The sequence below is a fragment of the Thiocapsa sp. genome (assembly GCF_018399035.1).
GTDB lineage: Bacteria > Pseudomonadota > Gammaproteobacteria > Chromatiales > Chromatiaceae > Thiocapsa.
In genome coordinates this window covers 1861610-1887094 of record NZ_CP073760.1, presented here as the reverse complement: position 1 = coordinate 1887094, position 25485 = coordinate 1861610, and the positions used below count along the sequence as shown (strand labels likewise).

Genomic DNA, 25485 nt, shown 5'->3' with positions numbered 1-25485 from the left:
CAGCGGCTTGGAAGTGACCGTGCACGCGGGTCTCCCCGAATCCGTGCGACTGATCGTCGCGATCTCCTCGCGCGCACTCTTCGACCTCAGCGAGTCTCACCGGGTGTTCGAGACGCAGGGTGTCGATGCCTATCGCGACTATCAGGTCGCGCACGAGAACGACATCCTCGAGCCCGGTGTCGCCTTCGCGCTCGCCAAAAAGCTCATGAGCCTCAATACGGCCCTCGGTGATCGGGGTCGCGTCGAGGTCATCCTGATTTCGCGCAACAGCTCGGATACCGGGCTGCGTGTTCTGACGTCCGCACATCACCACGGACTGGATATCGCCCGCGCCGCCTTTACGGGCGGGGCAAGTCCCTACCGCTATGTGTCCGCCTTCGGTGCGCATCTGTTCTTGTCCGCGGATCCGAGAGACGTTCGCTCGGCCTTGAATGCAGGGTGTGCCGCGGCGACCGTCCTGCCGGCGGCCTTTCCGGCGGATCCGGAGGAGGATGAACAGGTTCGCATCGCGTTCGACGGCGATGCGGTGTTGTTTTCGGACGACGCCGAAAGACTCTTCCGTCGCGAGGGGCTCGAGATCTTCAACGCGACCGAGCTGGCCTCCGCGCATGAGCCGCTACCCGGCGGACCCTTCAAAGGCTTGCTGGTCGCGATCCATCAACTTCAGGCACTCTTTCCGCCCGAGGCATCGCCGTTGCGCACCGCGCTCGTGACCTCGCGCGGCACGCCCTCCCATGAGCGGGTGATCCGCACCTTGCGTGCTTGGGATATCCGCATCGACGAGGCACTTTTTCTCGGCGGGCTCGACAAGGGGCGTTTTCTCGCGGCCTTCGACGCGGATATCTTTTTCGACGATCAGCGTGTCCATTGCGACGCGGCGAGCCGTCATGTCGCAACCGGCCATGTTCCGCACGGTGTCGCCAATCTGGAGGGTGACCCGCCGATCCGAACGGCCGAGTCCGCAGACAACCCCGGCTAAACCGCGTCCAGAGCGAGATGTTCAGTTTCGAGTGAGTCCAAGGGTTGGTGCGCCCCCCGCTCTCCGGTGGTGACGCGGTTTGGAATTTCATCTTTTTCCAATCTTCTAAACTGCGCCGACTCCCACAGTTGCCGATCGCTCGGAGGCTGATCCAATCTTACGAACATCGCATATCCTGCCGGGCGCAGTTTAGGGCTGAATGTCGAGCGTCGGCGAAGGACGCTGCAGGAAATTGCCCTGGACATAATCGACCCCCGCCGTCCAGAGAACGGTGAGGGCGCGCGCGTCCTCTACCCCCGTGACGACGCTCTTCACGTTGAACTCGCGTGCGAGATTCGCGATGCTCATGAGGCGCTGTTGCTTGACCGGCTCCTCGGCCAGTGCACGGGCAAAATCCGGCATGAGCACCACAAAATCGACCGGAAGCGCCTGCAGGATCATCTCGGAGCGATTGGTGGCGCCGAAACGATTGATCGCGACCCGGCACTTGATCTGCTTCAAGGCATCGACCAACTTGCCGAGACTGGCCAGATTCTCCGCAACCAGCTCTTCCTGAAACTGGAAGGCGAGCCAGTTGCCGCGCACGTCGAGCTCACGCAGACAGTCGCAGATATGGAGGATGATGCTCGGGTTGCGGAAGGTGTCTTCCGCCAGGTTGATGAAGAATCGCAGGTGATGGCCTGCTTTGCGCTGCTCGGCGAGCACGCGGATCGCATCGCGGATCGCCCATTTGTCGATCTCCTCGATCAGCCCGCGTCGGATCGCCGCGCCGATGAAGTCCTTGGCCTCCAGCAACTCGCCGTTCTCGTCGAGCAGGCGTACCAGGACGCTGTAGTTCTCCTGGTTGTCGCCCATGAGGCTGATGATGGGTTGATAGACGAGCTTGAACCGCTCGTTGCCGAGCGCCGTCGCGATCTTGTCCGCGACTTCGGTGTCGCCGTCTACCGCGGTTTGTTTGGTTCGCGCTGCCAGCGATGTCGGGGTCTGCATCCCGCCGGCACAGTCCCCGGGCGATGCCGCGCTGTAGACACAGAGTCTGTGCGCGGCGTTGAGGATGTCTTGCGCGGCGGCTGCACGTCCCTTCACCAGGTAGTATCCGATATCGCAGTCCGGCGCGATGAGTCCCGTGGTTGCAAGGCGCTGCGGTAGGCGGGCGTGCTCGCGGATGTGCTCGGCGAGTGCCTCGGCTTCTTTTTCGTCCAAGCCGTCGATGATCATCGCGAAGCCGTCGTCGCTGATCCGCGTAAGGGCATGGGCTTGGACGGCAACCGAGGCCAAGACCGGACCGAAGCCGTCGACGATGTCCAGCCCGTGGGTGAGACCCAGATCGCGCAGAAGCTCCGAATGGCGTCTCAAGCGGATGAAGAAGACCGCAAAGGGCAGCGAAACCGATCGATCCGGACCGAGTCGCGTTTCGATCTCCTCGAAGAAGACCGTCCGGGCGGCGGCGATATCGGAGGCCAAGTCGCCGCCCTTCACATGCTCACCGGACTGTTGCACGGGATCCAGGATCAACCGGAGACACGGCTCGTCGTCGAGGACAGCATGCGCCGCGGACAGGCGTGCCTCGAACCTTTTGCCCCGGCTCGAGCGCAGGCGTGTCGTGATCTCGACCGGCTCGGTCTGAGCCGTGCGCTCGGCGCTCTGCAGCAGATCGCGCACACCGTCGCGCTGGTCCGGATCGACAAGGTCCAGGAGGGCGATCGCCTGGATCTCATCCAGGCTGGGATAGCCGAGAAGGGCTAGATAGGTGCTGTTGGCGTAGAAGTGGAGACCCTGTTGCACGAAGGCGATCGCGGCGCCGGTATGGTCGATGAGCTCACGGGAGCGTCTTTCGCACTGCTTGAGCCGAAGCGCCAACTCACGGGCGCGGCGACGTTGACGCAGATCGCTTGCTTCGCGTCGGATGGTCCAGAGAAGCTGCTCCTCGTCGCCGAGGGTCAGCAGACCGCGTGCGCCGAAGCGCTGCGCCTCGAGCATATCCTCCGGGCTCGGCTTGTCGGCGGCGATCACGATGAGCGGGATCTCGGCAGCGTGCTCGCCGCGACGTCGAATCGCATCCGCCAAGTCCAGGTCGTCGTCGTGTCGCCACCAAAGGATCATGTCGAAGGCGCGACGCGCGAGCAGATCGTTCAATCGATCCGCCCGCGCGGTCACGAGCGCACGGGCTGCGAGCCCGGCTGCACGCAGGCGCTCCACCAAGCGCTCCGCGGCGACGGTGTCGGTGGTGAGCAAGAGCAAGGCGAGCAGTGGGGGTTGCGCGGACATGATGCGACCTGGTACGGGCTCCTCGAGGTTTCGGGACATTGCCGTACCGGCGATTATCGGGCTTCGCGGCCCGTTTGGGAAACGAACGGGTTCACAAGAACGACGCTCCGATGGGAGCGGCGTCGGTCAAGGGGGTCTTGGATCCGACGCCCGGAACCTCGCGGACCAGACGCGGGACCAGGTAGCCGGGTAGCCGATGGCGCAATGCCTCGCCGAGCCGCAGCGCCTGTGTGTCGGAGACCGCGAAATGTGCAGCACCCTCCACCGGGTCGAGCTGGTGGAGGTAGTAGGGAAGGACGCCGCACTCGAAAAGCCGCTCGCTGAGGGCACCGAGTGTCGGGGCCGCGTCGTTGACCCCGCGCAGCAAGACACTTTGGTTGAGCAAGGTCAGATCGGCACGGCGCAAGCGTTGCAAGGCGTCCTCGGCCTGCGCGCCGAGCTCGTTCGGATGATTGGCATGGACGACGAGGATCGTGGCGAGACGGGAGCTCGACAAGCATCGACAGAGTGCGTCGGTGACCCGAGACGGCAGGACGACGGGGAGGCGTGTATGGATCCGCAGGCGCTTCAGGTGCGGAATCCCGTGCAGGCGCTCAAGCAGTGCACCGAGGCGATCGTCGTCCATCATCAAGGGATCCCCGCCGCTGAGGATCACCTCGCAAATCCCCGGATCCGCGGCGATCGAGGCCAGGGCGACGGCCGTGCGATCCGGCGTTTTGCCAAGATCCGCGTATGGAAAATGTCTTCGAAAACAATAGCGGCAGTGCACGGCGCACCCGCCCGTGACGATCAGGAGGGCACGGCCCGCATATTTGCGAAGCAGCCCGGACCCGAGATCCGCGGACGCATCTCCGACCGGATCGCGGGTGAATCCGGCGACCGGCAAGCGTTCCGCGCCGAGCGGCAGGACCTGTCTCAGCAAGGGGTCGCCAGCGTCGCCCGGTGTCATCAAGGCGGCAAAGGCGCGCGGGACCAGCATCCGGAATCCAGGTGCAGCGGGGTCGAGATCCGGGATCGCCTCCGGACTGAGACCGAGTGCGGCGAGGAGGTCGTCGGCGTGTCGGTAAGCCTCGGCGAGGTCGTGTTTCCAGGCCGGCTCCGGCTCGGGTCTCCGGAACGGCGTCGGGGTCGCGGTCTGACAAGCGGCGATGCTTCGCGGTACCATTGCGCGGTTTAGCTCCACAGTCAACGAGGACGATATGGCCTTTTACAGTACCAGCGAGTTCAAGGGCGGACTCAAGATCATGTTGGACGGCGATCCTTACAACATCGTCGAGAACGAGTTCGTCAAGCCCGGCAAGGGCCAGGCCTTCAGTCGGGTGCGGGTGCGCAATCTCAGGACCGGACGAACCGTCGAGAAGACCTTCAAGTCGGGCGACACGGTGGAGGCGGCCGATGTCCATGATACCGACATGCAGTATCTCTACAACGACGGCGAAGAGTGGCACTTCATGGATCCGGCCAGTTTCGAGCAGATGACTGCCGACGCCAACGCCTTGGGTGACGCGGCAAAGTGGATCAAGGAAGAAGACATCTGCCGGGTGACGCTCTGGAACGGGGTCCCTCTGAGCGTGGACGCGCCCAACTTCGTCGTCCTGGCGATCACCGAGACCGACCCGGGGCTGAAGGGCGACACCTCGGGCGGCGGCGGCAAGCCGGCGACCCTGGAGACGGGTGCGGTGGTCCGTGTGCCCTTGTTCGTTCAGTCCGGCGAGCTCGTGAAGGTCGACACCCGCACCGGCGAGTATGTCTCGCGTGCCAAAGAGGCCTGACGACACCGCGCGGTCGAGCGATGCCGGCGCAACCGGCGCTGTCCGTTCGTCCCTGCCGTCGATGTGCCTGTCCTGATGCCTGCTTGCGAAGACTGGTCGGCGTGCGCAACGACCGCCGTTCTACAGGCCCGCGCCGAGATGCTGGCGCGGATTCGCGCCTTTTTTGCCGCTGCCGGCGTGATGGAGGTCGAGACCCCGATCCTCTCGCACGCCGGTGCGACGGACCCGGCGCTCGCAAGTCTCTCGCTTTCGGGTGGCCGGTCGGGTGTTGGGTCCGGCGCCGATCGGACGCTCTTTCTGCAGACCTCGCCCGAGTTTCCGATGAAGCGCCTGCTCGCCTCCGGGAGCGGTCCCATCTATCAGATCTGCAAGGTTTTTCGTGGCGAGGAGCGCGGGCGACGGCACCACCCCGAGTTCAGCTTGCTGGAATGGTACCGACCGGGTCTGGACGATGGACAGCTGATCGACGAGGTCGCCGAGCTGGTCCGCGCCGTGCTGCAACGCCCGATGCTGCCGATGCAGCGCATCCGCTATCGTGACCTGTTTCGCGAGGTGTTGGACCTGGATCCCTTCACGGCACCCGTGCAGACCTTGCGCGAGGCCGCGATCACGGCCGGCATCCCCGACGCCGATCGGTTGGATCTCGAGCGCGACGCCTGGCTCGACCTCCTGCTCACCCAGTGTCTCGAGCCGCGACTCGGGCGTTCAGGCATGAGTTTTCTCTGCGACTATCCGCCGAGCCAGGCCGCCTTGGCGCGGATTCGGCCCGGCGGCGCGCCGCCCGATGATCAGGCGGTTGCCGAGCGCTTCGAGCTTTACATCGACGGCGTCGAGCTGGCGAACGGCTTTCACGAGCTGACCGATGCCGTGGAGCAGGGCGCGCGTTTTGCGCACGATCGCACCGAGCGTCGCCGTCTCGGCTTGACCGAAATCCCCCACGACACGCGTCTGCTTGCGGCACTTCAGGCAGGGATGCCGGCATCGAGCGGGGTCGCGCTCGGGCTCGACCGTTTGTTGATGATCGCCGTCGGGGCTACGCACATCGATCAGGTTCTGGCCTTCCCCATCGAGCGGGCGTGAAGTGAAACCGCGTCACTCTGCTCTTTGCGCGATCATCGTTCGGGGTTGATCTTGGATGGTGTCTGCGGGCTTTGGCGCTGACGCGGTTTCAGAGATTGAATGCCTAAGGAACGATTCAAAAACAATCGAAACACGTAGGATGGGTAGAGCGAAGCGAAACCCATCCAGCCCGCGCCAAGCGCATCAGACCGACACCCGGCAACGCGGCGGTTTGGAGGATGGGTTTCGCTGACGCTCTACCCATCCTACGTGTTCATCAAGGCGTTCACCTTGTTTCTGAATCGTCACTAACATACTGACGCCGGCGTTTGGTCGAGCCTCCCAAGCTCGGCACAACCTCCCGCCTGTAGTCTGTAGGGACAAGCGCAGCGCAGTCCGCCAGCGTCGGCGAGGCGTTCGGTGGACTTCGTTCTCGCTCGTCCATTACCCTACGAGGGCTCGTCGACCCTACATCTCCTGAACCGCGTCCTGCCGAGATCATTTGTCGAGGCGAGCTCAGCGTCACACCGCAACGCTGCATGTCGCTCCTGACGCGGTTCAGTCGGTCAAGGCGCTCTGGATGGCCTCCAGGTCCAGCGCCTGAAGATACTGCTCCAGCGGCGCCGCTTCCGTTAGACCGGAGCCTTCGCCCTGCACCAGGAGTCGGTTCCCGACCATGAGGGTGACCTTGTAGGTCTGGCTGCCGGGGGAATGCTCCATCATGCCGCGCTCGCCCTTGAGCGAGTAGGTCTTCAGATCCTCGTTGGCTTGCATCATGAACGGCATCGAGATGGCCATGGTCAGCATCGGCATCATCGGCGAGTCGGCCATCAGGGTGAGGGTCACCTCGGCGTTGTCTTCCCGGACGTAGCGCCGACTGAGGTGAGTCCCGGTCAACATGGACGCCAGACCGCCCGCCGACTGGGCCTGCGCCTCGTCCGCGACCCATCCGTCCAGAGGCGGCGGAAACAGCGTCAGAAGCCCAGCCGTGATCTGTGCGTGAATCGCCTCGACGGCGCCGTTCAGGGTCTCCGCGGCTGTTCTGAGCTCGCCGGCCTCGTATGCCTGCTTGGCAGCGTCGAGTTGATCCGTCACCTCGTCGGCGGAGGCGGTGTTGAGCGTCAGGGCAAGGCCGGCCGCCAAGGCCAGGGTACCCGTGAGCGTTGCGTGCATCTGTTTCTCCGTTTGCGTGATATCGAGACGCGGCGCCCGACGTGCGGGGCCGCTCAATGCTCGACGATTGCATCCAATGCCTGTTTGGCCTTGTGGCAGGCGCCGGGCTCGGTGCGTTCGGGGTCCATCTCTTCGAAGGCCAGACCCAAGCGCGCGAACAAGGCGCGATCCCGGTCGGACTCGGCATTCGGCGTGGTCAGCAAGCGCTCGCCGTAGAAGATGGAGTTGGCGCCCGCGAGAAAGCAGAGCGCCTGCAGCTCGTCGCTCATCTCGCTGCGTCCGGCGGAGAGGCGCACATAGGAGGCCGGCATCAGGATGCGCGCGACTGCGACCACGCGGACGAGCTCGAACGGATCCAGTGCCTCGCTCGCCTGAAGCGGTGTACCCTCGACCCGGACCAGCAGGTTGATCGGGACGGACTCCGGATGGGCCGGCAGGTTGGCGAGCTGACGCAACATGGAGGCACGGTCGCGCCGCGACTCGCCCATGCCGAGGATCCCGCCGCTGCAGGTCTTCAGGCCCACGTCGCGGATATGCTCGAGGGTGTCGAGTCGGTCCTGGAAGGTGCGTGTCGTGATGACCTGGCCGTAGAATTCCGGCGAGGTGTCGAGGTTGTGGTTGTAATAGTCGAGCCCGGCATCCTTGAGACGGCGCGCTTGCGCCCCGGTGAGCATCCCCAGGGTCACGCAGGTCTCCAGTCCGAGTGCGTGAACGCCCTCGACCATGGCAATGACCTGCTCGAGGTTTTTGTCCGTCGGATTGCGCCAGGCCGCGCCCATGCAGAAGCGGGTCGCACCCTGCTCGCGGGCGATCCGCGCGGCGTCGAGAACCTCGTCGATGGGCATCAAGGACTCGCGCTCGAGCCCGGTCTCGTGGCGGGCGCTCTGGGCGCAATAGCCGCAATCCTCCGGGCAGGCGCCGGTCTTGATGCTCAGGAGTGTGCTGACCTGCACGCGGTTGGGATCGAAGTAGAGTCGATGCGCCGTCTGGGCGCGAAACATCACATCGGTGAAGGGGCGGTCGAGGATGTCTTGGATCTCCTCGACCGACCAATCGTGGCGCAGGATGGAAACATGCAGCGGGGAAGGCTTGGGTGACATGGGCGTGATGGGCCGATTTCCGGGTGTGGAAAAACCACTTATGCTAGTGGGCTTCGGTCGGTTGTCAACCAATGTTCGGTGATCCGGTCGAGACGAGCGGCGTCATTTCCCGGCTCGTGTCGGTGTTGTTCCCGCCGACCTGCGTCCTGTGCGGTGCGCCCGGCCTCGTGAGCGGAGGAGGGCGCGATCTCTGTCCAGGCTGCGCGGCCGAGTTGCCGCACAACCGCGACTGCTGCTTCCAATGCGCCGTGCCCTTCGACAGCCCGATGCCTGCGGGGACGCGATGCGGCGCCTGTCAGCGGCACCCGCCGCCGTACGAGACCAGCCTTGCGGCCTTTCGCTACGAGGAGGCGATCCCGACGCTGGTCGGAGGCGCGAAGTTTCGGGGACGGCTCAATCTGGTGCGGTTGCTCGGGCAATGTCTTGCCGATCGGGTCCGAGAGGTCGATCCGCCCCGACCGCAGGTGCTGTTGCCGGTCCCGCTGCATGCGTCCCGGTTGCGCACCCGCGGCTATAACCAGGCGCTGGAGATCGCCCGCGTCGTCGGCCGGGATCTGGCCCTGCCGATCGATCACGCCTCCTGCATCCGCAGCGCTGCGACCCCGCCGCAGGCCGGCCTCGACGAGCGCGCACGCCATCGCAATATTCGCGGCGCGTTCCTGGTCCCGGGCTTGTTGCCTTGGAGCCACGTCGCCATCCTCGACGACGTCGTGACGACGGGCAGCACCGTCGCCGAGCTCAGCCGGGTGTTGCGCAGGGCCGGGGTTCGACGGATCCAGGTGTGGGCGGTGGCGCGAACGCCCTGACACCGCCGGACCGGGAAATCAAGAAGCGCCGAGGTTGTGCCGACGATCGGGCGCACAACATCTGCCTGACGCGCCCTTGCCGATGCGCTCGAGTGCCGTCAACCGAGCTGTTGGATCAATTGGGTGTCGCGCTCGATCTTGTTCGCGAAGTGGCTCGCCATGTTCATGAGCATCTTGATCCGCAGCGCCTCCCGGATGGACTCGAAACGCAGCTCCAGACACTGCGTCTCGATTGCGGCGGATACGTTGGCGGTTCGGCGTTTCTGATTCATGAAGGCGACCTCGCCGAAGACCATGCCCGGTCCCAGCGTCGAGAGTCTCAGGTGGTGGCCCGAACCCGAGTCGATCCAGACCTCCACCTCGCCGCTGAAGATAAAATACATGGACTCGGCCGCATCCCCGGCCCTGAAGATGCCATTGCCGGCCGCGAACGTGCGCTCTTCGCCCGAGGCGCGAAGCTCCTCGAGCTCGGCGCTCGTCATGCCCGAGCAGAGATACTGCGCGCCGAGATCCTGGACCGAGGCGGCGGTCCCGGTGGTCTCGGCCTCGGCGATCAGTTGATTTTCGCACCACTCCACCGCGTGATCGGCATCCTCGAAATGCAGCGGGCCTGGCTCCTGTCTGGGCTCCTGCGTGCCGGCCGATTCGCCGAGCAGATGTTTGCGAAAGCGATAGAGGTTCTTGCAATCCGTGAAGAAGAGATGCTTGCCCTCGGTTGCGATCCGCCCCGCAAGCTCGCCCAGGACCAGGATTGACGCGCGGTCGGTCCCGATGACGCGCTTGAGATCGATAACCAGATAGTCGATGCCGGCGAGCTCGGAGAGGATCTCCACGCCGACCGATTCGGCACTGCCGAACAACAGCTCTCCCTGCAGCTCGTAGACGCGGATGCGATGCCCTTGCTCCGCGAGTACGGCAAGCTCCGCCGCGTTGCGACGGCGGCGCGAGGTGCGCTTGGCGCAGTCGTAGACCTGACGCATGACGGTGGCGGAGGTCGAGCGTGCGACATGGAAGAGGTGCAGACTGAAATCCTTGGACAGCCGCTTGCACGCCTCGATGCCGCGCACACTGTTGCCCTTGGCGTCCAGACGCGGCGAGAAGACCCCGAGACCGAACTGTCCGGGCAGCACCGCCGTGATCCCGCCGCCCACGCCGCTCTTCGCCGGCATGCCCACGTTGAAGATCCAAGCGCCCGAAAAGTCGTACATGCCGCAGGTGCTCATGACGCTCAGCACCTTCTCGACATACCGCGACTGCAGCGCGACGACGCCGGTCACCGGATTCACCCCGTTGTTGGCCAGACAGGCGCCGATCATCGCCAGATCCCGGGCGGTCACCAGGATGGAGCACTGCCGAAAATACAGATCGACCACCTCCTCGGGCGTACGATCGAGGATCCCGTAACCGAGCAAGAGGTGCGCGATCGCCCGGTTGCGGTGACCGGTGTCGCTTTCGGAGCGGTACACCGTCTCGTCGATCTCCATCGGCCGGCCGGTGTAACGCCCGAAGGCGTCGAGAATCCGCTGCATCGGCGGGGCATCGGGTGTGCTCGCGATCAGGCCCGTGGTCGCGATGGCGCCCGCATTGATCATCGGGTTCATGGGACGCCCGGTGCCGGGCTCCAAGCTGATCGAGTTGAACGCCTCGCCCGAGGGCTCGACGCCGACCTTGCTCAGAACCTGGTTGAGCCCGCGATCTTCCAGCGCCAGACCGTAGGTCACCGCCTTGGAGATCGATTGAATGGTAAAGCTCCGACGCGAGTCGCCGACCTGGTAGACATGCCCGTCGACCGTGACCATCGCGATCCCGAGCCAGGATGGATCGGCGCGGGTCAGCTCCGGGATGTAATCGGCGACGGCGCCCTCGCTCAGGTCGAGCAACTCTTCATGGATACGGTCGAGATAACGCTGAACCGGAGAGAACTGGAAGGCCCGCTGATCCATGGAGACTCCTGAGAGGTGTTCGGAAAGGGAATGCAGACAAGCGCAGACCGAGCGCAGAATCGCGGGTCGTCGAGACAGCGTCGACCTGCTGGATTTTATGCCCACGTAGGATGCAGACTGCAAGTCGCCGATCCCGACCTGTCGCTCGCACCCGAGAGGCACCGGCGTCGCGGATCCGCGTCGACCCGATCAACACCCGTCTTCGTACACTTGATTTAACGAGGTCTTGCCAGATGCCGTTACGCGTGTTCCTGATCCCGATCCTGTTTCCCGCCTTCGTGTCCGCTGCCTCGTTCGAGACCGGCGCACCCATGCCCGTCCTGACCCTGCAGGACCAACACGACACAACCCGGACCGTCGACGCGAACACCTCTCTGCTGATCTTCAGCGCAGAGCGCGAGGTCTCCGCCCTCGTCGAGACCGCGCTGGCGGACCAAACCGCCGATTCGCTCTCCGCGGCCGGCATCCAATACATCTCCGACATCAGCGCCATGCCCGGCATGGTCACCTCGATGATCGCCCTGCCCAAGATGCGCAAGCGGCCCTATCCCATGCTGCTGGGACGCGAAGCCGAGGAGACCGCCATGCTGCCGCGCGAGGCCGGAAAGGCGACCCTGATCGCGTCCGAAGGGGGCAGTATCACGAGCGTGCAATTCATCGGTGATGCTGCGAGCTTACGGGCGGCGCTGGGGATCGAGCCGTGAGAGAACCGCTTTGACTGAATCGGTTGAGAGCAGGACGGAAGGGAAGGCGCCTGCGGGTTGTGGAGGCTATTGATGCTTGATCCGGCCACGCTAACGGTTCCAGTTCGACGGCGCGCCGTTCTCATGGCGAGCCTGGGCGGGGCCTCGCTCGTAAGACCGGCCACCCAAAACAACAGGCGCTCGTGACATCCGCTCTGCGGTGTCACGCATGCCCCGTGGCGCTCTGCGCCACGTGCCACGATGGCCGGAGTTACGAGCAAGGCCCGATCCCAGCTTCGGAGCGTACACAGGGGGCTTGCAGGCCGGGTGATTGAGCCTCGAAAGATTCAGATGCGGAGCCGACGTCTTACGGATCGCGGAAGGCAACATCAGTTGCATCGTATCGCTTGATGCGGGTGATCCGCCGGGGGTGAAGAGCAGGGCATGTACGCAAGGGTTGCCCGGGAACCTGGGAGGGCTCATCGGCTCCTGGCGAGGGACGCGGCGCGGGCGTCGCGTAAGAAAAGGTCCAGGCTCACCGGCGCGGCGTCTGGCTGGTGGGAGCGAAGAGAGCACAGCGTCAGGTACTGCCAAGCGAAGGCAACGAAGTGCGGCAGGATGGCCGGTGAGCAATCACCCGCGGTCATCCGGCCCCCTTTTTCCCGCTAAAGTAAGCGCCACGACTCCAAGCATGAAGCCTATTAGCTGGAACCCAGAGAAGAATCGCGAAATCATCGAGAACCGAGGCATTTCGTTCGAGGATATTGTGTTTTGCTTGCGTTCGGGTGGATTGTTGGATGACATGGCACATCCGAACACAGTGAAATATTCACACCAACGGGTTTTGGTTGTCGCAGTCGAAGGTTATGCATATTTGGTCCCTTACGTAGAGAACGATCAAGAAATCTTCCTTAAAACCGTGATACCAAGCCGAAAAGCGACTAAACACTATCTCGGAGATAAGAAATGACCAGTGACCATCTCAACGAAGAAGAGCAGGAACTATTGGACGCGTATGACGCCGGAGAATTTGGCTCAGAGATGTCCCCTGCACGGAAGAAATTTCTGGAACAAGCGGCCGCCACGACAGTCGAGCGTGAGAAGGAGATCAAGATAAGGATGTCGGAGCGTGACTTGTCTGTGCTTCAGAGAAGGGCTCTTGAGGCTGGTATTCCTTACCAGATTTTTGTTGCCAGTATCCTTCACAGATACGCGTCCGGCAGCCTCTACGATACCACAGCTAACAGGGCAAATTCAGGCGACGCTCGTACCTCAGGCGGCTGATTTGCAACGTTAAACCGCGTCCAGAGCGACATGCGTTATTTTCATGTTGTGTCGGGCTCAAGGATTTTTCCGACCTTTTTGGAGACGCGGTTTAAAATTTAATATTTTTGAATACTCTAAACCGCGCCAGCTCCGACAGTCGTCGGAGCTGGCGCGGCCGATCCACTCCAACACATGACGCATACCGCACCGGGCGCGGTTTAGGTGCAGCAGGTAAAATGAGTTCAACTCGACTTTGGCGAATCTAGGCGGTCGCCGCCGGGGCGTGCCACGGACACACCTCGCCGAGCAGGCGCAGCGTCTTGGGCTGCCCGTACCATTGAATCGCGACCTCCTCGCCCCGGCTGCGCGTCTCTTCCTCGCGCGTGGCGAGCTTGGCCGGCACGCCGCCTTTCTTCGGCTTGGGACCGCGCCGCCCGGCGGGCACCGGCTCGGGAAAGGCGAACAGGCGTGCATCCAGGCGCAGGCGCGTGACCAGGGTTGCTTGCGCAGCCAGCACTTCCCACCCCAGTTGGATGCAGGAGTAGCTGCCGTCGCCGAGCAGGATCCAGCGTCGTTGCTCCAGCCAGCGCGAGACCAGCCAGACCATCCCGATGGTCAGCTCCACGACCGTGCGATGGCGCTGCCCGGCCGCCTCGTCGGCCCGTTTCGACGGCGCCAAGCGGGTGAGAAAGGGCAGCGCCCAAGAACGCTCGCTCCAGGGTACGGGTACCAACAACGCCATGCAGATCCACTCCAGCCCCAAACAGGTCACCACCTTGCTGCGCGAGGAGCGCACCGCATCGCGAAACGGATGCAGCGAACGGTAACCTAGATTTCTTTGTGGAAGAAGCTCTTGACGAAAGACGAAAAGGAGAGCTTCGTCAAATCGAATCCCGAAGACTCGCGCGCGCTTTCTCGCGGCCGAGTGTGCCGACGATGATTGCGCGATGCTGGGACGATCGCTCTTTCATCAACGGATGCTCGACTGGCTCGACGACGTGCTCGCCGACGACCGAGCGGCGTCGCGCATTGCCACTTAGGCTCAACCAGCGAGGTACCATGCACCGATACACAACGACACTCCGAATCTTTGCGGCTGCGGCCATCCTACTTCTTCTTGTCCTGCCGTTGCCGTCGCCTGCCCAAGACCCGACACCCGATGCTCTCTCGGACGTCTCTCGACCCGAGTCATCCCCCTTCGCGACGCTGTTGGAGACTCAGGACACCACCTCGCTCCAATCGCTCGAAGCACTGCACAAGGCATTGTCGAGCCAAGAACAACAGGTGGCGGAGACGCAACGCCGGCTGATTGCGGCCGAGGACGATGTGACCAGACAGGCGCTCGGCGACGATCTTCGCGAGCTCCGAGAACAGCTCAAGGAGCAGCGCCTGCAGTTTGAGCGCTTCGCCTTGGAGATCGATCTTCGGCCCTTTATCGACGAGGTCGATCAACCCTTTGATTGGCAGGAAGAGCTCAGCAAGCTGCTCAAGCCGATCCTTGCCGAGTTGGAAAGTGCGACCGCCGAGTCCCGCGTCATCGGCGATCTGCGAGCCGAGCTCAATCAGGTGGAAGAGCGTAAGGGGCTTGCCGAGAAAGCGGTCGCGCGCTTGGAGCGTCTCCTCGGCGAGGGGCCATCCGTTGACCTGCGGACACGGCTGGAAGAGCGGCTCACCCACTGGCAACGCATCGCCGACGACACCGCCAACCGCTACACGGCGCTCGATATCCAGCTCGAGAATCGGCTCGCGCAGCGCCAGTCCGTTTTCGACGAAACAACCGGTTACGCCAAGCGCTTCTTCCAGACCCGCGGACTCAATCTTCTCCTGGCCGTCGGTGCCTTCTGTGCGGTGTTCTTCGGGGTCAGATATCTGTCGTCGTTGGTGGGTCGGCTCCAAGCATCGAAAGTGACCGCGGGAACGGCGCGAACGAAGTTCAGCAGTCGTCTGGCTGCATTGATTTTGCATGTCTTCAGCGTCCTGGGCGGCTTGATCGCGATGATGCTGGTGTTCAACATGGCGGGCGACTGGTTCATGCTCGGCATCATCATCATCTTCCTGATCGGGGTGGCCTGGGCCAGCATCAAGACGCTTCCGAGCCAGGTCGAAACCGTGCGGTTGGTCCTGAACATCGGCGCGGTCAGAGAGGGCGAGCGTATCCTGTTCAACGCACTTCCCTTCAAGGTCGAGGTGCTCGGCTTCAGGGCGCGGTTGGTCAATCCGCGGCTCGACGGGGGTCTCCAAGAGATCCCGGTGAATGCGTTGGTCGGACACTATTCCCGGCCCGCCGGAGCAGACGAGGAGTGGTTTCCGACCCGAACCGGTGACTGGGTCGAGCTGGCGGACGGGCGCATGGGGCAGGTGTCGCGACAGAGCCCGAGCGCCGTGCATCTCAGCGAGCTCGGCGGCGAGGACATCGTCTATCCGACCGATGTCTTCGTGGGTCTAAACCCGCGCCGGTTGTCCGAGGGTTTCCGCATCGTCTCGACCTTCGGGATCGATTATCGGCATCAGGCGATCGCCACGACCGAGGTACCCGAACGGATGCGCGAGAAGCTCGAGCAGGGTCTGCCCGATCTGATTCCGCGCGAGCACATCAAGGCGGTTGCGGTCTATTTTCAGTCGGCCGCAGCCTCATCGCTCGACTACGAAATCCATGTCGATGTGGCGGGCGAGGCCGCACGCCAAACGCCGCTGATCCGCCACGCCATCCAGCGGATCCTGGTCGATGCCTGCAACGACAACGGCTGGGAGATCCCCTTCACCCAGATCACCCTGCATCAGGCGCCCGGTTGAGGTTGAACGCGACGGGCGTATCGATTTGATGGCGGACGATGCCCCGTCGCGGGGAGCCAACTAGCCGAACGCGTCGTCAGGGCTCGGGGACTCCGCCGAGTTGCGCCAAGTGGGCCAAGTCACCCTCTCTCTGCACGACCCGGCGCAGATAGCTGGCTTGGTTCTTCGTGCAGCGCAGGGTGTGCGGATTGCCGCGTCGCTCGGTGACCAGGTCCAGATCGCAGTCATCGGTTCGCACCGAGGCCGCGACATGATCGCGATGACGTTGAGCGGCTCGGAAGGCCCATTCCGGTCGGGTCGGATCGGCGAGGAAGCGGCTGAGCTCTTGGCAGTTGGCGCAGGTGCAGGTCACTTGGCTGGCCCGTTGCCAGTCGGACGGGGGTTCCAAGGGTTCGGCGATGCGTCGGCGCAGGTGTGCGAGCGCCAGCCCACGCAAGGCTTGTGCGGAGGGGCGCGCGCGGGTGGTCTCGTCGGTGTGCAGGGTGAGGGCTGCGGGCAAGAGGACCCGGTCGATATCGTAGCGCTCGGGATGCTTCAAGAGATGCTCGAAGGCCCGTCGCGCCAGATCGGGGGCGATGTGCTCGAGACCGCTCAGGAGATTCGCCACCATGGCATCGGTTGGCTCGGTCCCCGTCGATGCGTCGAGATACCGGTAGGCATCGACAGGGGATTGCGTGGCGCGTCGGCCGGGGAGGGCGTGCACGAGTGCGTCGGCGGCCCGGCGCAAGGTTTTGGCCGACCCGGTCCCGGTCTCGATGATCCGGTTCGCGGCGCGCGCGAGCAGATCGGCGCAGGCGACCGGATGGGCCTTCGCGTTCCCGGCGATGATGTCGTGGATCAGCCGCTGCGCACGCTCGGGCGTAAGGGCGGCCAGCGCCTCGACGAGTGCGGGATTGTCGGTTTGCCCGAAGGCGCCGGCCGCGATCGGTCCAACCGCAAAGGCGTCGATCTCGGCGAGGTCGCCCAAGGTCGTGAGGTGCTGCAAGTAGGCCGCAGCGGCGCCGTCCGCACTGGCCTTGCGTCGGGCCCAGTCCGCGTCGGGCCAATCGATACGAATCCGTTCAGCGAGCGAGTGCGCCTCCTCCCGGAGCGGCGCCTGCGGATCGGCACCGGCCGCTTGCCACTGCCGGACCAGCTCGCCGAGGAAGGGGACGCTGACCTCCAATCCGCCTTGGCTGAGGACGGCGGCGCGATGGGTGCGTGGCCAGACGACGAGGGCGGCGCGTTGGTAGAGTCGGTCGAAGCTGGCCCCAGCGTTGCCGGTGGCTTCCTGAAACTCGAGCTCCTCGGGCTCCAGGTCGTCGAAGGCGCCGGGCGGGGAGAGTTCCTCCAGCTCGAAGGGCAGCGGACCCAGGTCCGGATGGCTGCCGTCCGGATGACGCCAAGTGTCGACGATCTGCTGGCTCTCGTTGACCTCGCCGACCTCGAAATCCTCCTCGTCGTGATGTCCCCAGTAACCGCCGCCGGTGTGCTCCGCCCAGCCGGATTCCTCGATCGAGACCAGTGCGAGATAGAGGTCGCAATCGGCCTCCCGCGCCGCGCCGACCAGGAGACCCGCGGCGGCGGCATCGGCGCCTTTGAGCCGGTCGAACCCGATCTCGGCGGGGGTGTAGGCGTGCTCCAGCGGATAGATGAGTTTCGTGAGGGTCGGCTCGGCCGACTCGCCCGATTCGCCGGCCGCGGGCGTCCCCCAGGCCTGCAGCAGCTTCACCGCCCATAGATGCTCGCGATCATAGTCCGGCGGTCCGAGCGGTTGATTCTCCCCGGTGCGGATGAGGTTGTAGATGAGCGCCAGTCGATACCCCGAGACGACGGGCAGGACCTCGTGGAGACAGTCCGCATAGAAGGCCGCGAAGGCGACCTCGGAGGGCTCGTCCCGACGCAGATCCAGGCGCACCTCGCGACCCCGATGACGCACCAGCAGCTCCCCGCCGCGGTGCTCCGAAGGCAGGACGACCACCAGAGTGGCGAACATGCCGGGCGCCTTCTCGCTGTCGCGGTGACTGATGAAGAAGCTGCCGGTGTCGTAGACCAGGAGCTTGTAGAGCTCGGCCGAGACCGTTCCGCTCACGCCGAGCCCGGTCTTTGCGCGGGCGACCATGGTCTCCAGATCCTGCGCCCACGCCTTGCCCGAGATGGTCACGCGCGCGCCGTCGATCTGCCAGGTCCGGCGCACGCCGGTGTCCACCAGGGTCTCGGTGCCGCGCCCGTAAGGGGCCTGCTCCGCATGGGCGACAATGGCTTCCGCCTGTGTGGTCAGGAGCGGAAGCGACAGGGTGCCGACGCCCTCGACTTGGATGCGCGGCGGATGCATGTCGAGGGTACCGGTCGCGTGGAAGTTACCGGGTCGTTCGACCTCGCCGAGAAGTGTCGCCAGAGATTGGGTGAGTTGTGCGCTCATGGAACCCTGTTTTTGAAGAGTATCGAATCGCGGTCCGAGACGGTCGAACGCGGATGGGGATGGGGATGGGGATCTTGCCACCGATCGAATCGGGTTGCATCCCGCGCGCGATCACCAGCGTGTAGAATCCGGACGGGCACGATTTCAGCGCCGTTCCGGTCGATCGAGCTGCGTCAGATCGGTTTGGAGGATCGATATCAATGATGCGTTCCGGCGTGCTCCTGTGCACACTCTTCTTGTACGGTTGTGTCGCGACGGTGTTCCCGCCGCCGAAAACCGATCACTCGCGACCGGTGTACATCCTGGATCACGGCCGCCACACCAGTCTGGTCCTCGGCACGGCGGACCAAGGCTTGGTGCGCTGGGCTTACGGAGACTGGGGTTGGTACGCCGAGGGCGACCAGCGCCCGCTTCGCGCCTTTCCGGTGCTCTTGCTTCGGACCCCGGCGGCGCTCGGGCGACAGTCTCTGCACACCGCGCATGATCCGGAGGCGATCCGCGCTGCCGTGCCCGTCGTGACCGATCGAGTGTTCGTCATCCATGCCGACGCCGCGCGCATCGACCGGCTTCAGGCGCGTCAGGAGGCGCTGTTCGCGTCCGGCCTACAACAAGGCTGGCTCGAGAACCCTGCCTTCGGTTTTGTCTTCGTGCCTCACCCGGCGCCCTACCGCATCGACAACAACTCCAACCACATGGTGGCGAACTGGTTGACGCAGCTCGGCTGCGTGGTTCAAGGTCATCCGATGCTCGGGAGTTGGCGGATTGCCGAATCGCAATGAATCCATTTGACGCGGAGCAGCCTAACGGACGCCTCTCCAGAGGATGGCATCGTCGGGCTTGCGGGCAAGGCCGGCCGGATCCCGACGAAGCGACGCGACACGAGGGGGGATGATCCGATGAGGCTTGCGCTTGCTGACCGAGCCATCTTGCAAACCCGCGCGCGGCATGCGTGGTGCCTCGTGCTCTGCGCCCTCCTGCCGCTTTGGGCGCTCGCGTGCGTGGCCGAGCCGATCTCCGATTCGGGGTCCGAGCCGGTCGACGGATGGGGCGATGCGGTCGCGCTCCTGCGCGAAGCGGCATCGCCCTTGGAGACATCCTCCGACCTGGATCCGGTCGTCGAGCGTGCCAAGGACAGACGTTTGGTGATGCTCGGCGAGGCGTCGCACGGGACCGCGGAGTTCTACAGCTGGCGTGCTGCCTTGACCCGCCGGCTGATCCAAGAGGGCGACTTCCGATTCGTGGCCGTTGAAGGGGACTGGGTGCCGATCTATCGCCTGAACCGCTACGTCAAGGGGTTGGGCGGTTCCGGCGAGAGTGCGGCGGCGGTGATGCAGACCTTCTCGCGTTGGCCGACCTGGATGTGGGCCAACGCGGAGATGCTGGAGTTCGTCGAGTGGCTGCGTGACTTCAACGCCGGTCGCCCTCGGGCTGAACGCGTCGGACTCTACGGCATCGACGTCTACGGTGAGGCGGATGCACGCCGTAAGGTTCTGGCCCTGTTGGCCGTCATGGAGCCGGACCTGGGGAGCGCCGTTGCCGAACGCTACGCCTGCCTGGATCGATTCGGGGATGACCTGACGGACTATGCCCGCGCGGTCGGTGAAGGCGGTGCCAGTTGCGAGTCCGCGGTCGAGGAGGCTGTCGAGATGATCGAGGCGCGTCGCGGTGCCTTGGAGTCGGTCGATCCCGGACTCTATTTCCACCTCGAGCAGAGTGCGCGCGCGGTCCGGGGCGCCGAGCGGCACTTCCGGTCCATGGCTCTGGCCGGCCCTGAGTCCTGGAACCTGCGCGTGGATCACTTCTTCGACACGCTCGGGCGCCTCCATGCCTATTTCGGCTCGGACTCCAAGGGGATCGTCTGGGCCCACAACACCCACATCGGAGACGCGCGCGCGACCGTGATGGCCCAACAGGGGCAGCGCAATATCGGTCAGCTTGCCCGCGAGGGTTTCGGAGCGGACGCCGTCTTCGCCTTGGGCTTTTCCACGTATCGCGGTGCGGTCATGGCGGGGCGTGCCTGGGGTCTGCCCGGCGAGATCATGGCGGTGCCGCCTGCGGCCGCGGGGAGCTTCGAGGCCCTGATGCACGAGACCGGTCGGGCCTCCGCGCTTCTTCTGCTCGACGCGCTTGCGGACTCGGAGCTGCTCGCGGCGCCGATCCCGCATCGTGCCATCGGCGTGGTGTTCCGGCCCGAGCACGAACGGACGCGCAACTATGTGCCGACCCGGATGGCGGAACGCTATGACGCCCTGATCTACTTGGAAAACAGCGGTGCGGTGCGACCGATCGGAGATCCTGGCCAGGAGAAATGAGAGGGTCCGACGACAGATTTCGCCCCTGCAACCGACACGTCGTCCCTGCCGTCGAACGCAGGGTGGCAAGCCGGCGAGCATGGGTTATCATCCAGTCGCCTTTCATGCTCGGACCTCGGCGTCGGTCCGCGGTCGGGCCACTGGAATTTGCCGCCGGTCTCCCCAACCTTACGCCCGGCGCGGAAATTAAACCATAATGGAGACAGCTGAATGAACCGAATCCTAGCCAGCACCGTCCTCGGAATTGCCGCCTTGGGCGTCGCCAGCGCGGCACTCGCCGACCTCAAGCCCGAGGAGCAGATCCAGTACCGTCAGGCCGGTTACAGCTTCATGAGCTGGAACATGGGCAAGATCAAGTCGAACCTGGAAGGCGACTACGACGCGGCGCAGGTCGCCGCGGCCGCGAACGCGATCGCCGCTATCGCGAATTCCGGGATGGGCGCCCTCTTCGGCCCGGGAACCGATAAGGATATCGGCAACGTCAAGACTCGGGTCAAGCCGGAGTTCTTCGACAATATGGAAAACGTCGGCACCATCGCCAAGAACTTCATCGCGGCGGCCGACAATCTTTCCAAGGTTGCCGCCTCCGGAGAACAGGTCGAAGTCTCCAACGCCTTCGGCAAACTCGGGGAAACCTGCAAGGCGTGCCACGATGAATACCGTATGAAGGATTGATCCGCGATCCACGTGGATTCGCGACAAGGCCGCCGCGTTGGCGGCCTTTTTCATGATGCCCGTGGAGGGCTAACGATGCTTGGATTCAAGGCACTGATCTTCGATGTCGACGGAACGCTCGCCGATACCGAGCGAGACGGACATCGCCCGGCCTTCAATGCCGCCTTTGCCGAGGCCGGTCTGGATTGGGTCTGGGACGCGGAGCGCTACGGCGAGCTGCTGCGGGTCACCGGCGGCAAGGAGCGGATTGCGACCTACATCGCAGAGGAGGGGATCAGTCTCGATCCGTCGCGCGACGCGGCGGACATGATTGCCGGTCTGCATCGTGCCAAGACCCGCCACTATGTCGCGCTGCTCGAAGGCGGCGCCATCCCGCTGCGACCGGGCGTGCTGCGTCTGTTGCGCGAGGCGCGCGATGCCGGCGTGCGTCTGGCGATCGCGACCACGACCACACCCGAGAACGTCAGCGTGCTGCTCGACAACGCCGGGGAGCCCGGGTTGCGTGATTGGTTCGAGGTCATTGCTGCCGGCGATGTCGTGCCCGCGAAGAAGCCTGCGCCCGACATCTTTCTGCTGGCGCTCTCCGAGCTCGGGCTCGACGCGGTCGATTGTGTGGCGGTGGAGGACTCGGACAACGGGGTTCGCTCCGCGTTGGGCGCCGGTTTGCGTGCCCTTTTGGTGACGGTGAACGACTACACCGCGGGGCAGGATCTGAGCGACGCACCTCTGGTGGTGGATCACCTCGGGGAGCCGGATCGGCCGGCACACGCCTTGATCGGTGACTTGGGCGAGCGCCGGATGGTGGACCTCGAGACGCTCGATCGGCTGCATCGCGCCGCGTTCGGTGGGGCCTGAGTCCAGCCGCATGACACCGACCACTGCCGTCAGCCGCTTGTCCGGGCAGGCCCGTCGGGTCGAACCCTTTCATGTCATGCGCCTGCTCGCCCGTGCCGGTGCGCTCGAGGCGCTCGGCCGCTCCATCGTCCACATGGAGGTCGGCGAGCCGGATTTCCCGACACCCGGCCCGATCCTGGAGGCGGGTCAACGCGCCTTGGCCGACGGCCGTACCCGCTACACCTCGGCCGGAGGGCTTCCGGCGCTCCGCCGGGCGATCGCCGACCACTACGCCGAGCGATACGACACCCCGGTCGGCCCCGAGCGGATCCTGATCACGCCCGGGGCATCGGGTGCGCTTCAGCTCGTCTTTCTGGCCCTACTCGACCCGGGTGACCGGGTGCTCATCTGCGACCCGTCCTATCCGTGCTACCGACAGGTCTTGCAGCTCATGGGGGCCGAGCCGATCGCCGTCCCCGTCGGTCCGCAGACCGATTATCAGATGACGGCGGCGCTGGCCGAGTCCGCTTGGACGCCGAGCGTGCGCGCGGTCGTCGTCGCCTCGCCGTCGAATCCGACCGGCTCATCGATTGCGCCGGAGGTGCTGAGCGAGCTGCATGCCGTTTGTCGAGAGCGCGGCGCGGCGCTGGTCGTCGACGAGATCTACCAGGGTCTGACCTACGCTGTCCCGGATCGCACCGCGCTCTCGTTGGGCTCGGAAGATCTCTACGTGATCAACAGCTTCTCGAAATACTTCGGCATGACGGGTTGGCGCCTCGGCTGGCTCGCCGGTCCCCGGGACGCGGTCGAGGTCATGGAGCGGATGGCGCAGAACCTCTTCATCGCCGCCAACACACCCGCACAGTACGCCGCTCTGGCGGCCTTCGATCCGACGACCATCGAGATCCTGGAGTCGCGCCGTCTGGCGTTTCAGATGCGCCGCGACCGTCTGCTGCCGGCGCTGCGCGATCTCGGGTTCGGGATCCCGGTGCAGCCGAGCGGTGCCTTCTACCTGTACGCCCGCTTGCCCGACGGCTTGGAGATCGATTCCATGACCTTCACCGGCCGGATGCTGGAAGAGGCCGGCGTCGCCCTGACGCCCGGTCACGATTTCGGCCGTCACGATGCGCAGCGCCATGTTCGCTTCGCCTACACGCGCGAGATCGCTGATCTCGATGAAGGGGTTCGGCGCATCCGCGACTGGCTGGCGGGGGTCTGACGCATGTCCGCTTTCCAACCGCTGGACGCCACCCAACGCGAGGCCGGGGAGCTGCTCCTCGCGCTGCATGAAAGGCTTCTGCGCACGCCGCCGCGTCAAGCCGATCGGGGCTTTCTCGGGCGGGGTCTGATCGGGCGTCTGGCCGGTCGGCGCGGCGGCCCGGCGACGCCGGTCCCCGGCCTCTACCTCTGGGGCGGGGTCGGTCGCGGCAAGACCTACCTGATGGATTGGTTCGTCGAGGATCTCGATCTGCCGGGCAAGCGTCGCATCCATTTTCATCACTTCATGCGCGACGTGCATGATCGGATGTCGCGTCTGCCCAAGCAGCCCGATCCGCTCGAGGTCATTGCCCAGGGATTATGCGAGGAGGTCCGCGTCCTTTGTCTGGACGAGTTTCTGGTGACCGACATTACGGACGCCATGCTGCTGCACGGACTCCTGAACGCGCTCTTCGCCCGCGGTCTCACGCTGATCACCACCGCCAACACCCGCCCCGACGATCTCTATCGCAATGGCCTGCAGCGCGGAAACTTCCTTCCCGCCATCGAGCTGCTGAAACGTCACACCCGCGTCTTCGAGCTCGACGGCGGCAACGACTATCGCTTGCGTGCCTTGACGCGCAGCGGCGTCTTGTTCGTCGTCGAAGAGGCCGGACCGGAGGAGATCGAGCGCCGTCTGGCGGACTATTTCGATTGTCTGACCGGCGGGCATCAAGGTGGATCCGACGCCTTCTCGGTCAACGGCCGGACCTTTCCGGTGCGTCGTCAGAGTGCGGATGTCATCTGGTTCGATTTCGACGCACTCTGCGGCGGCGCCCGGTCCGCGGCGGACTACATCGAGATCGCCCGTGAGTTTCATACCGTGCTGCTCTCCGGGGTTCCGATCCTGGGGCCGAGACACGAGGCCGCGGCGCGGCGGTTCCTGCATCTGGTGGACGAGTTTTACGACCAACGCGTCAAGCTCATCCTCTCCACAGCCGCCCCCATCGAGCGACTCTACGCAGGCGGTCTGATCGATTTCGCCCACGAACGGCTGCTGAGCCGGCTCATCGAGATGCAGTCCGAGACCTATCTCGCCGCGCCCTCCGAGTCACTCACCCGCGTTTAAACCGCGCCCCACGCGGTATGCGATGTTTTTGGATGGGATCGGCCCCGGCAGAGTTGACGACCGCCGGAGCCGGCGCGGTTTAAGAGATAAAAAAAGACATGATTTTAAACCGCGTCCCCGCGAAGGGCCGTGGATGCACCAAACGCCGAACTCACGCGAAAATAAGCATCTCGCTCAGGACGCGGTTTAGAACGGGCATTCCGAAGCCTCCGCCGCTCCCTTCCCGTTGGAATCCCGCGCCGTCACCACGATCTCACCCCCGAAGCAAATATCACAAGGAGCGGGAACATGAGCGTCGTGCATCTGAGCGCACCCACGATCGATCCGGACGAGGTCGCCTATTTCGAACGACTCGCACACCGTTGGTGGGATGCGGAGGGTCCGTTCTGGCCCTTGCACCGTCTCAACGCCTTTCGCGTCGATTACATTCGCCGGCATCTCGCCGCGTCGTTCGGACGGGATCCGCAGGCCGAGCGTCCGTTCGAAGGGCTGAAGCTGCTGGATATCGGATGCGGCGGGGGCATCCTCAGCGAGTCCATGGCCCGGCTCGGTGCCTCGGTGACGGGCGTGGAGATCACCGAGAAGAACGTGCGCGTGGCGCAGCTCCACGCCGAGTGGAGCGGTCTGGAGATCGATTATCGCTTGGGCACGGCCGAGGATCTGGTGCGCGGCGGCGAGCAGTTCGATGCGGTGTTGAACATGGAGGTGATCGAACATGTCGAGCATCTCCCCGATTTTCTCGCCGACTGCGGCCGTTTGGTTCGGCCGGGTGGGGTGATGTTCATAGCCTCGATCAATCGAACGATCGCGGCCTTCATCGTGGCCATCGTCGGTGCCGAGTATGTGCTGCGCTGGCTCCCCAAAGGTACGCATCACTACCGCAAGCTGGTCCCGCCTCGGGAGGTGGAGGCGTTGCTGGGCAAGGACTTCGATGTCAAGGACCGCACGGGGGTTCGGGTGAATCCCTTCAATCGCGTCTTCAGCTATACGCGCTGGATGGGTGTGAACTATATGTTGTTCATGCAACGTCGCTGACGGCGACGCGGTGAAACGGAAGAAGTGGCGATCTTGTCCAATGGGGTTGCCGAGGTAAGT

General features: G+C 64.5%; 22 protein-coding genes. 15 read left to right on the top strand and 7 right to left on the bottom strand.

The window, feature by feature from the left end; translation table 11 throughout:
* Positions 1-13 precede the first annotated feature (13 nt).
* Positions 14-979 carry a 5'-nucleotidase gene (locus KFB96_RS08595; protein WP_213462889.1) on the top strand — a complete coding sequence of 322 codons (966 nt, stop codon included), beginning with the start codon at positions 14-16 and terminating at the stop codon, positions 977-979.
* A gap of 189 nt (positions 980-1168) precedes the next feature.
* Here KFB96_RS08595 and KFB96_RS08590 read toward each other — a convergent pair whose 3' ends face one another.
* A complete protein-coding gene (locus KFB96_RS08590; RefSeq protein WP_213462319.1) occupies positions 1169-3247 on the bottom strand; it encodes an EAL domain-containing protein in 2079 nt (692 codons plus the stop codon).
* Positions 3248-3338: 91 nt separating this feature from the next.
* Entirely contained in the window at positions 3339-4412 is a 1074-nt protein-coding gene (gene epmB / locus KFB96_RS08585; protein WP_213462321.1) for an EF-P beta-lysylation protein EpmB, read from the bottom strand.
* A 34-nt stretch (positions 4413-4446) separates the two neighbouring features.
* Here epmB and efp point away from each other — a divergent pair, with 34 nt between their 5' ends.
* Both efp and epmA read left to right on the top strand, forming a co-directional pair.
* Entirely contained in the window at positions 4447-5019 is a 573-nt protein-coding gene (gene efp, locus KFB96_RS08580; protein WP_213462322.1) for an elongation factor P, read from the top strand.
* 75 nt (positions 5020-5094) lie between these two features.
* Entirely contained in the window at positions 5095-6099 is a 1005-nt protein-coding gene (epmA, locus tag KFB96_RS08575) for an EF-P lysine aminoacylase EpmA (protein WP_213462324.1), read from the top strand.
* Between the two features lie 537 nt (positions 6100-6636).
* Here the strand turns inward: epmA and KFB96_RS08570 are convergent.
* Both KFB96_RS08570 and bioB read right to left on the bottom strand, forming a co-directional pair.
* Positions 6637-7251 carry a hypothetical protein gene (locus KFB96_RS08570; RefSeq protein WP_213462326.1) on the bottom strand — a complete coding sequence of 205 codons (615 nt, stop codon included), beginning with the start codon at positions 7249-7251 and terminating at the stop codon, positions 6637-6639.
* Positions 7252-7304: 53 nt separating this feature from the next.
* Positions 7305-8351: a biotin synthase BioB gene (gene bioB, locus KFB96_RS08565; protein ID WP_213462328.1), complete on the bottom strand. Its 1047-nt coding sequence runs from the start codon at positions 8349-8351 to the stop codon at positions 7305-7307.
* A gap of 71 nt (positions 8352-8422) precedes the next feature.
* Between bioB and KFB96_RS08560 the strand changes: the two genes are divergently transcribed.
* Positions 8423-9157 carry a ComF family protein gene (locus tag KFB96_RS08560; RefSeq protein ID WP_213462330.1) on the top strand — a complete coding sequence of 245 codons (735 nt, stop codon included), beginning with the start codon at positions 8423-8425 and terminating at the stop codon, positions 9155-9157.
* A gap of 98 nt (positions 9158-9255) precedes the next feature.
* Here the strand turns inward: KFB96_RS08560 and glsA are convergent, their stop codons facing one another.
* The gene (gene glsA / locus KFB96_RS08555; protein WP_213462331.1) at positions 9256-11100 is read right to left on the bottom strand and encodes a glutaminase A; all 1845 of its coding nucleotides are present in this window, start codon (positions 11098-11100) and stop codon (positions 9256-9258) included.
* A 233-nt stretch (positions 11101-11333) separates the two neighbouring features.
* Between glsA and KFB96_RS08550 the strand changes: the two genes are divergently transcribed.
* The 3 genes from KFB96_RS08550 (at position 11334) to KFB96_RS08540 (ending at position 13067) form a co-directional block, all read left to right on the top strand.
* Positions 11334-11804, top strand: a complete 471-nt coding sequence (locus KFB96_RS08550) for a hypothetical protein (RefSeq protein WP_213462332.1) — start codon at positions 11334-11336, stop codon at positions 11802-11804.
* A 670-nt stretch (positions 11805-12474) separates the two neighbouring features.
* Positions 12475-12753, top strand: coding sequence for a BrnT family toxin (locus KFB96_RS08545; RefSeq protein WP_213462333.1), 279 nt, complete (start codon positions 12475-12477; stop codon positions 12751-12753).
* Positions 12750-13067 (top strand): hypothetical protein, encoded by a 318-nt coding sequence (locus KFB96_RS08540; protein ID WP_213462334.1) that lies wholly within the window; start codon positions 12750-12752, stop codon positions 13065-13067. The genes KFB96_RS08545 and KFB96_RS08540 overlap by 4 nt, the downstream gene beginning before the upstream one ends.
* A gap of 244 nt (positions 13068-13311) precedes the next feature.
* Here the strand turns inward: KFB96_RS08540 and KFB96_RS08535 are convergent, their stop codons facing one another.
* The gene (locus KFB96_RS08535) at positions 13312-13821 is read right to left on the bottom strand and encodes a transposase (protein ID WP_300971797.1); all 510 of its coding nucleotides are present in this window, start codon (positions 13819-13821) and stop codon (positions 13312-13314) included.
* A 287-nt stretch (positions 13822-14108) separates the two neighbouring features.
* On the opposite strand from KFB96_RS08535, the gene KFB96_RS08530 reads away from it, so the two are divergent.
* Positions 14109-15842, top strand: coding sequence for a hypothetical protein (locus KFB96_RS08530; protein WP_213462336.1), 1734 nt, complete (start codon positions 14109-14111; stop codon positions 15840-15842).
* Positions 15843-15918: 76 nt separating this feature from the next.
* Here the strand turns inward: KFB96_RS08530 and KFB96_RS08525 are convergent, their stop codons facing one another.
* The gene (locus KFB96_RS08525) at positions 15919-18243 is read right to left on the bottom strand and encodes a 2OG-Fe(II) oxygenase (RefSeq protein ID WP_213462337.1); all 2325 of its coding nucleotides are present in this window, start codon (positions 18241-18243) and stop codon (positions 15919-15921) included.
* A 200-nt stretch (positions 18244-18443) separates the two neighbouring features.
* On the opposite strand from KFB96_RS08525, the gene KFB96_RS08520 reads away from it, so the two are divergent.
* The 7 genes from KFB96_RS08520 to ubiG all read left to right on the top strand — a co-directional run bounded on the left by KFB96_RS08520 (position 18444) and on the right by ubiG (position 25425).
* On the top strand, positions 18444-19022 hold the full coding sequence (locus tag KFB96_RS08520) for a hypothetical protein (protein ID WP_213462339.1): 579 nt from the start codon (positions 18444-18446) through the stop codon (positions 19020-19022).
* A 147-nt stretch (positions 19023-19169) separates the two neighbouring features.
* Positions 19170-20555 (top strand): erythromycin esterase family protein, encoded by a 1386-nt coding sequence (locus KFB96_RS08515; protein ID WP_213501883.1) that lies wholly within the window; start codon positions 19170-19172, stop codon positions 20553-20555.
* Between the two features lie 210 nt (positions 20556-20765).
* Complete coding sequence (locus KFB96_RS08510; protein ID WP_213462343.1) at positions 20766-21230, top strand: cytochrome c; 465 nt, start codon at positions 20766-20768, stop codon at positions 21228-21230.
* A 75-nt stretch (positions 21231-21305) separates the two neighbouring features.
* Positions 21306-22085 carry an HAD family hydrolase gene (locus KFB96_RS08505; RefSeq protein WP_213462345.1) on the top strand — a complete coding sequence of 260 codons (780 nt, stop codon included), beginning with the start codon at positions 21306-21308 and terminating at the stop codon, positions 22083-22085.
* A 10-nt stretch (positions 22086-22095) separates the two neighbouring features.
* Positions 22096-23283, top strand: a complete 1188-nt coding sequence (locus tag KFB96_RS08500; RefSeq protein WP_213462347.1) for an aminotransferase class I/II-fold pyridoxal phosphate-dependent enzyme — start codon at positions 22096-22098, stop codon at positions 23281-23283.
* Positions 23284-23286: 3 nt separating this feature from the next.
* On the top strand, positions 23287-24390 hold the full coding sequence (zapE, locus tag KFB96_RS08495) for a cell division protein ZapE (protein WP_213462349.1): 1104 nt from the start codon (positions 23287-23289) through the stop codon (positions 24388-24390).
* A gap of 288 nt (positions 24391-24678) precedes the next feature.
* Positions 24679-25425, top strand: coding sequence for a bifunctional 2-polyprenyl-6-hydroxyphenol methylase/3-demethylubiquinol 3-O-methyltransferase UbiG (gene ubiG, locus KFB96_RS08490; RefSeq protein WP_213462351.1), 747 nt, complete (start codon positions 24679-24681; stop codon positions 25423-25425).
* The last annotated feature ends 60 nt before the right edge of the window (positions 25426-25485 follow it).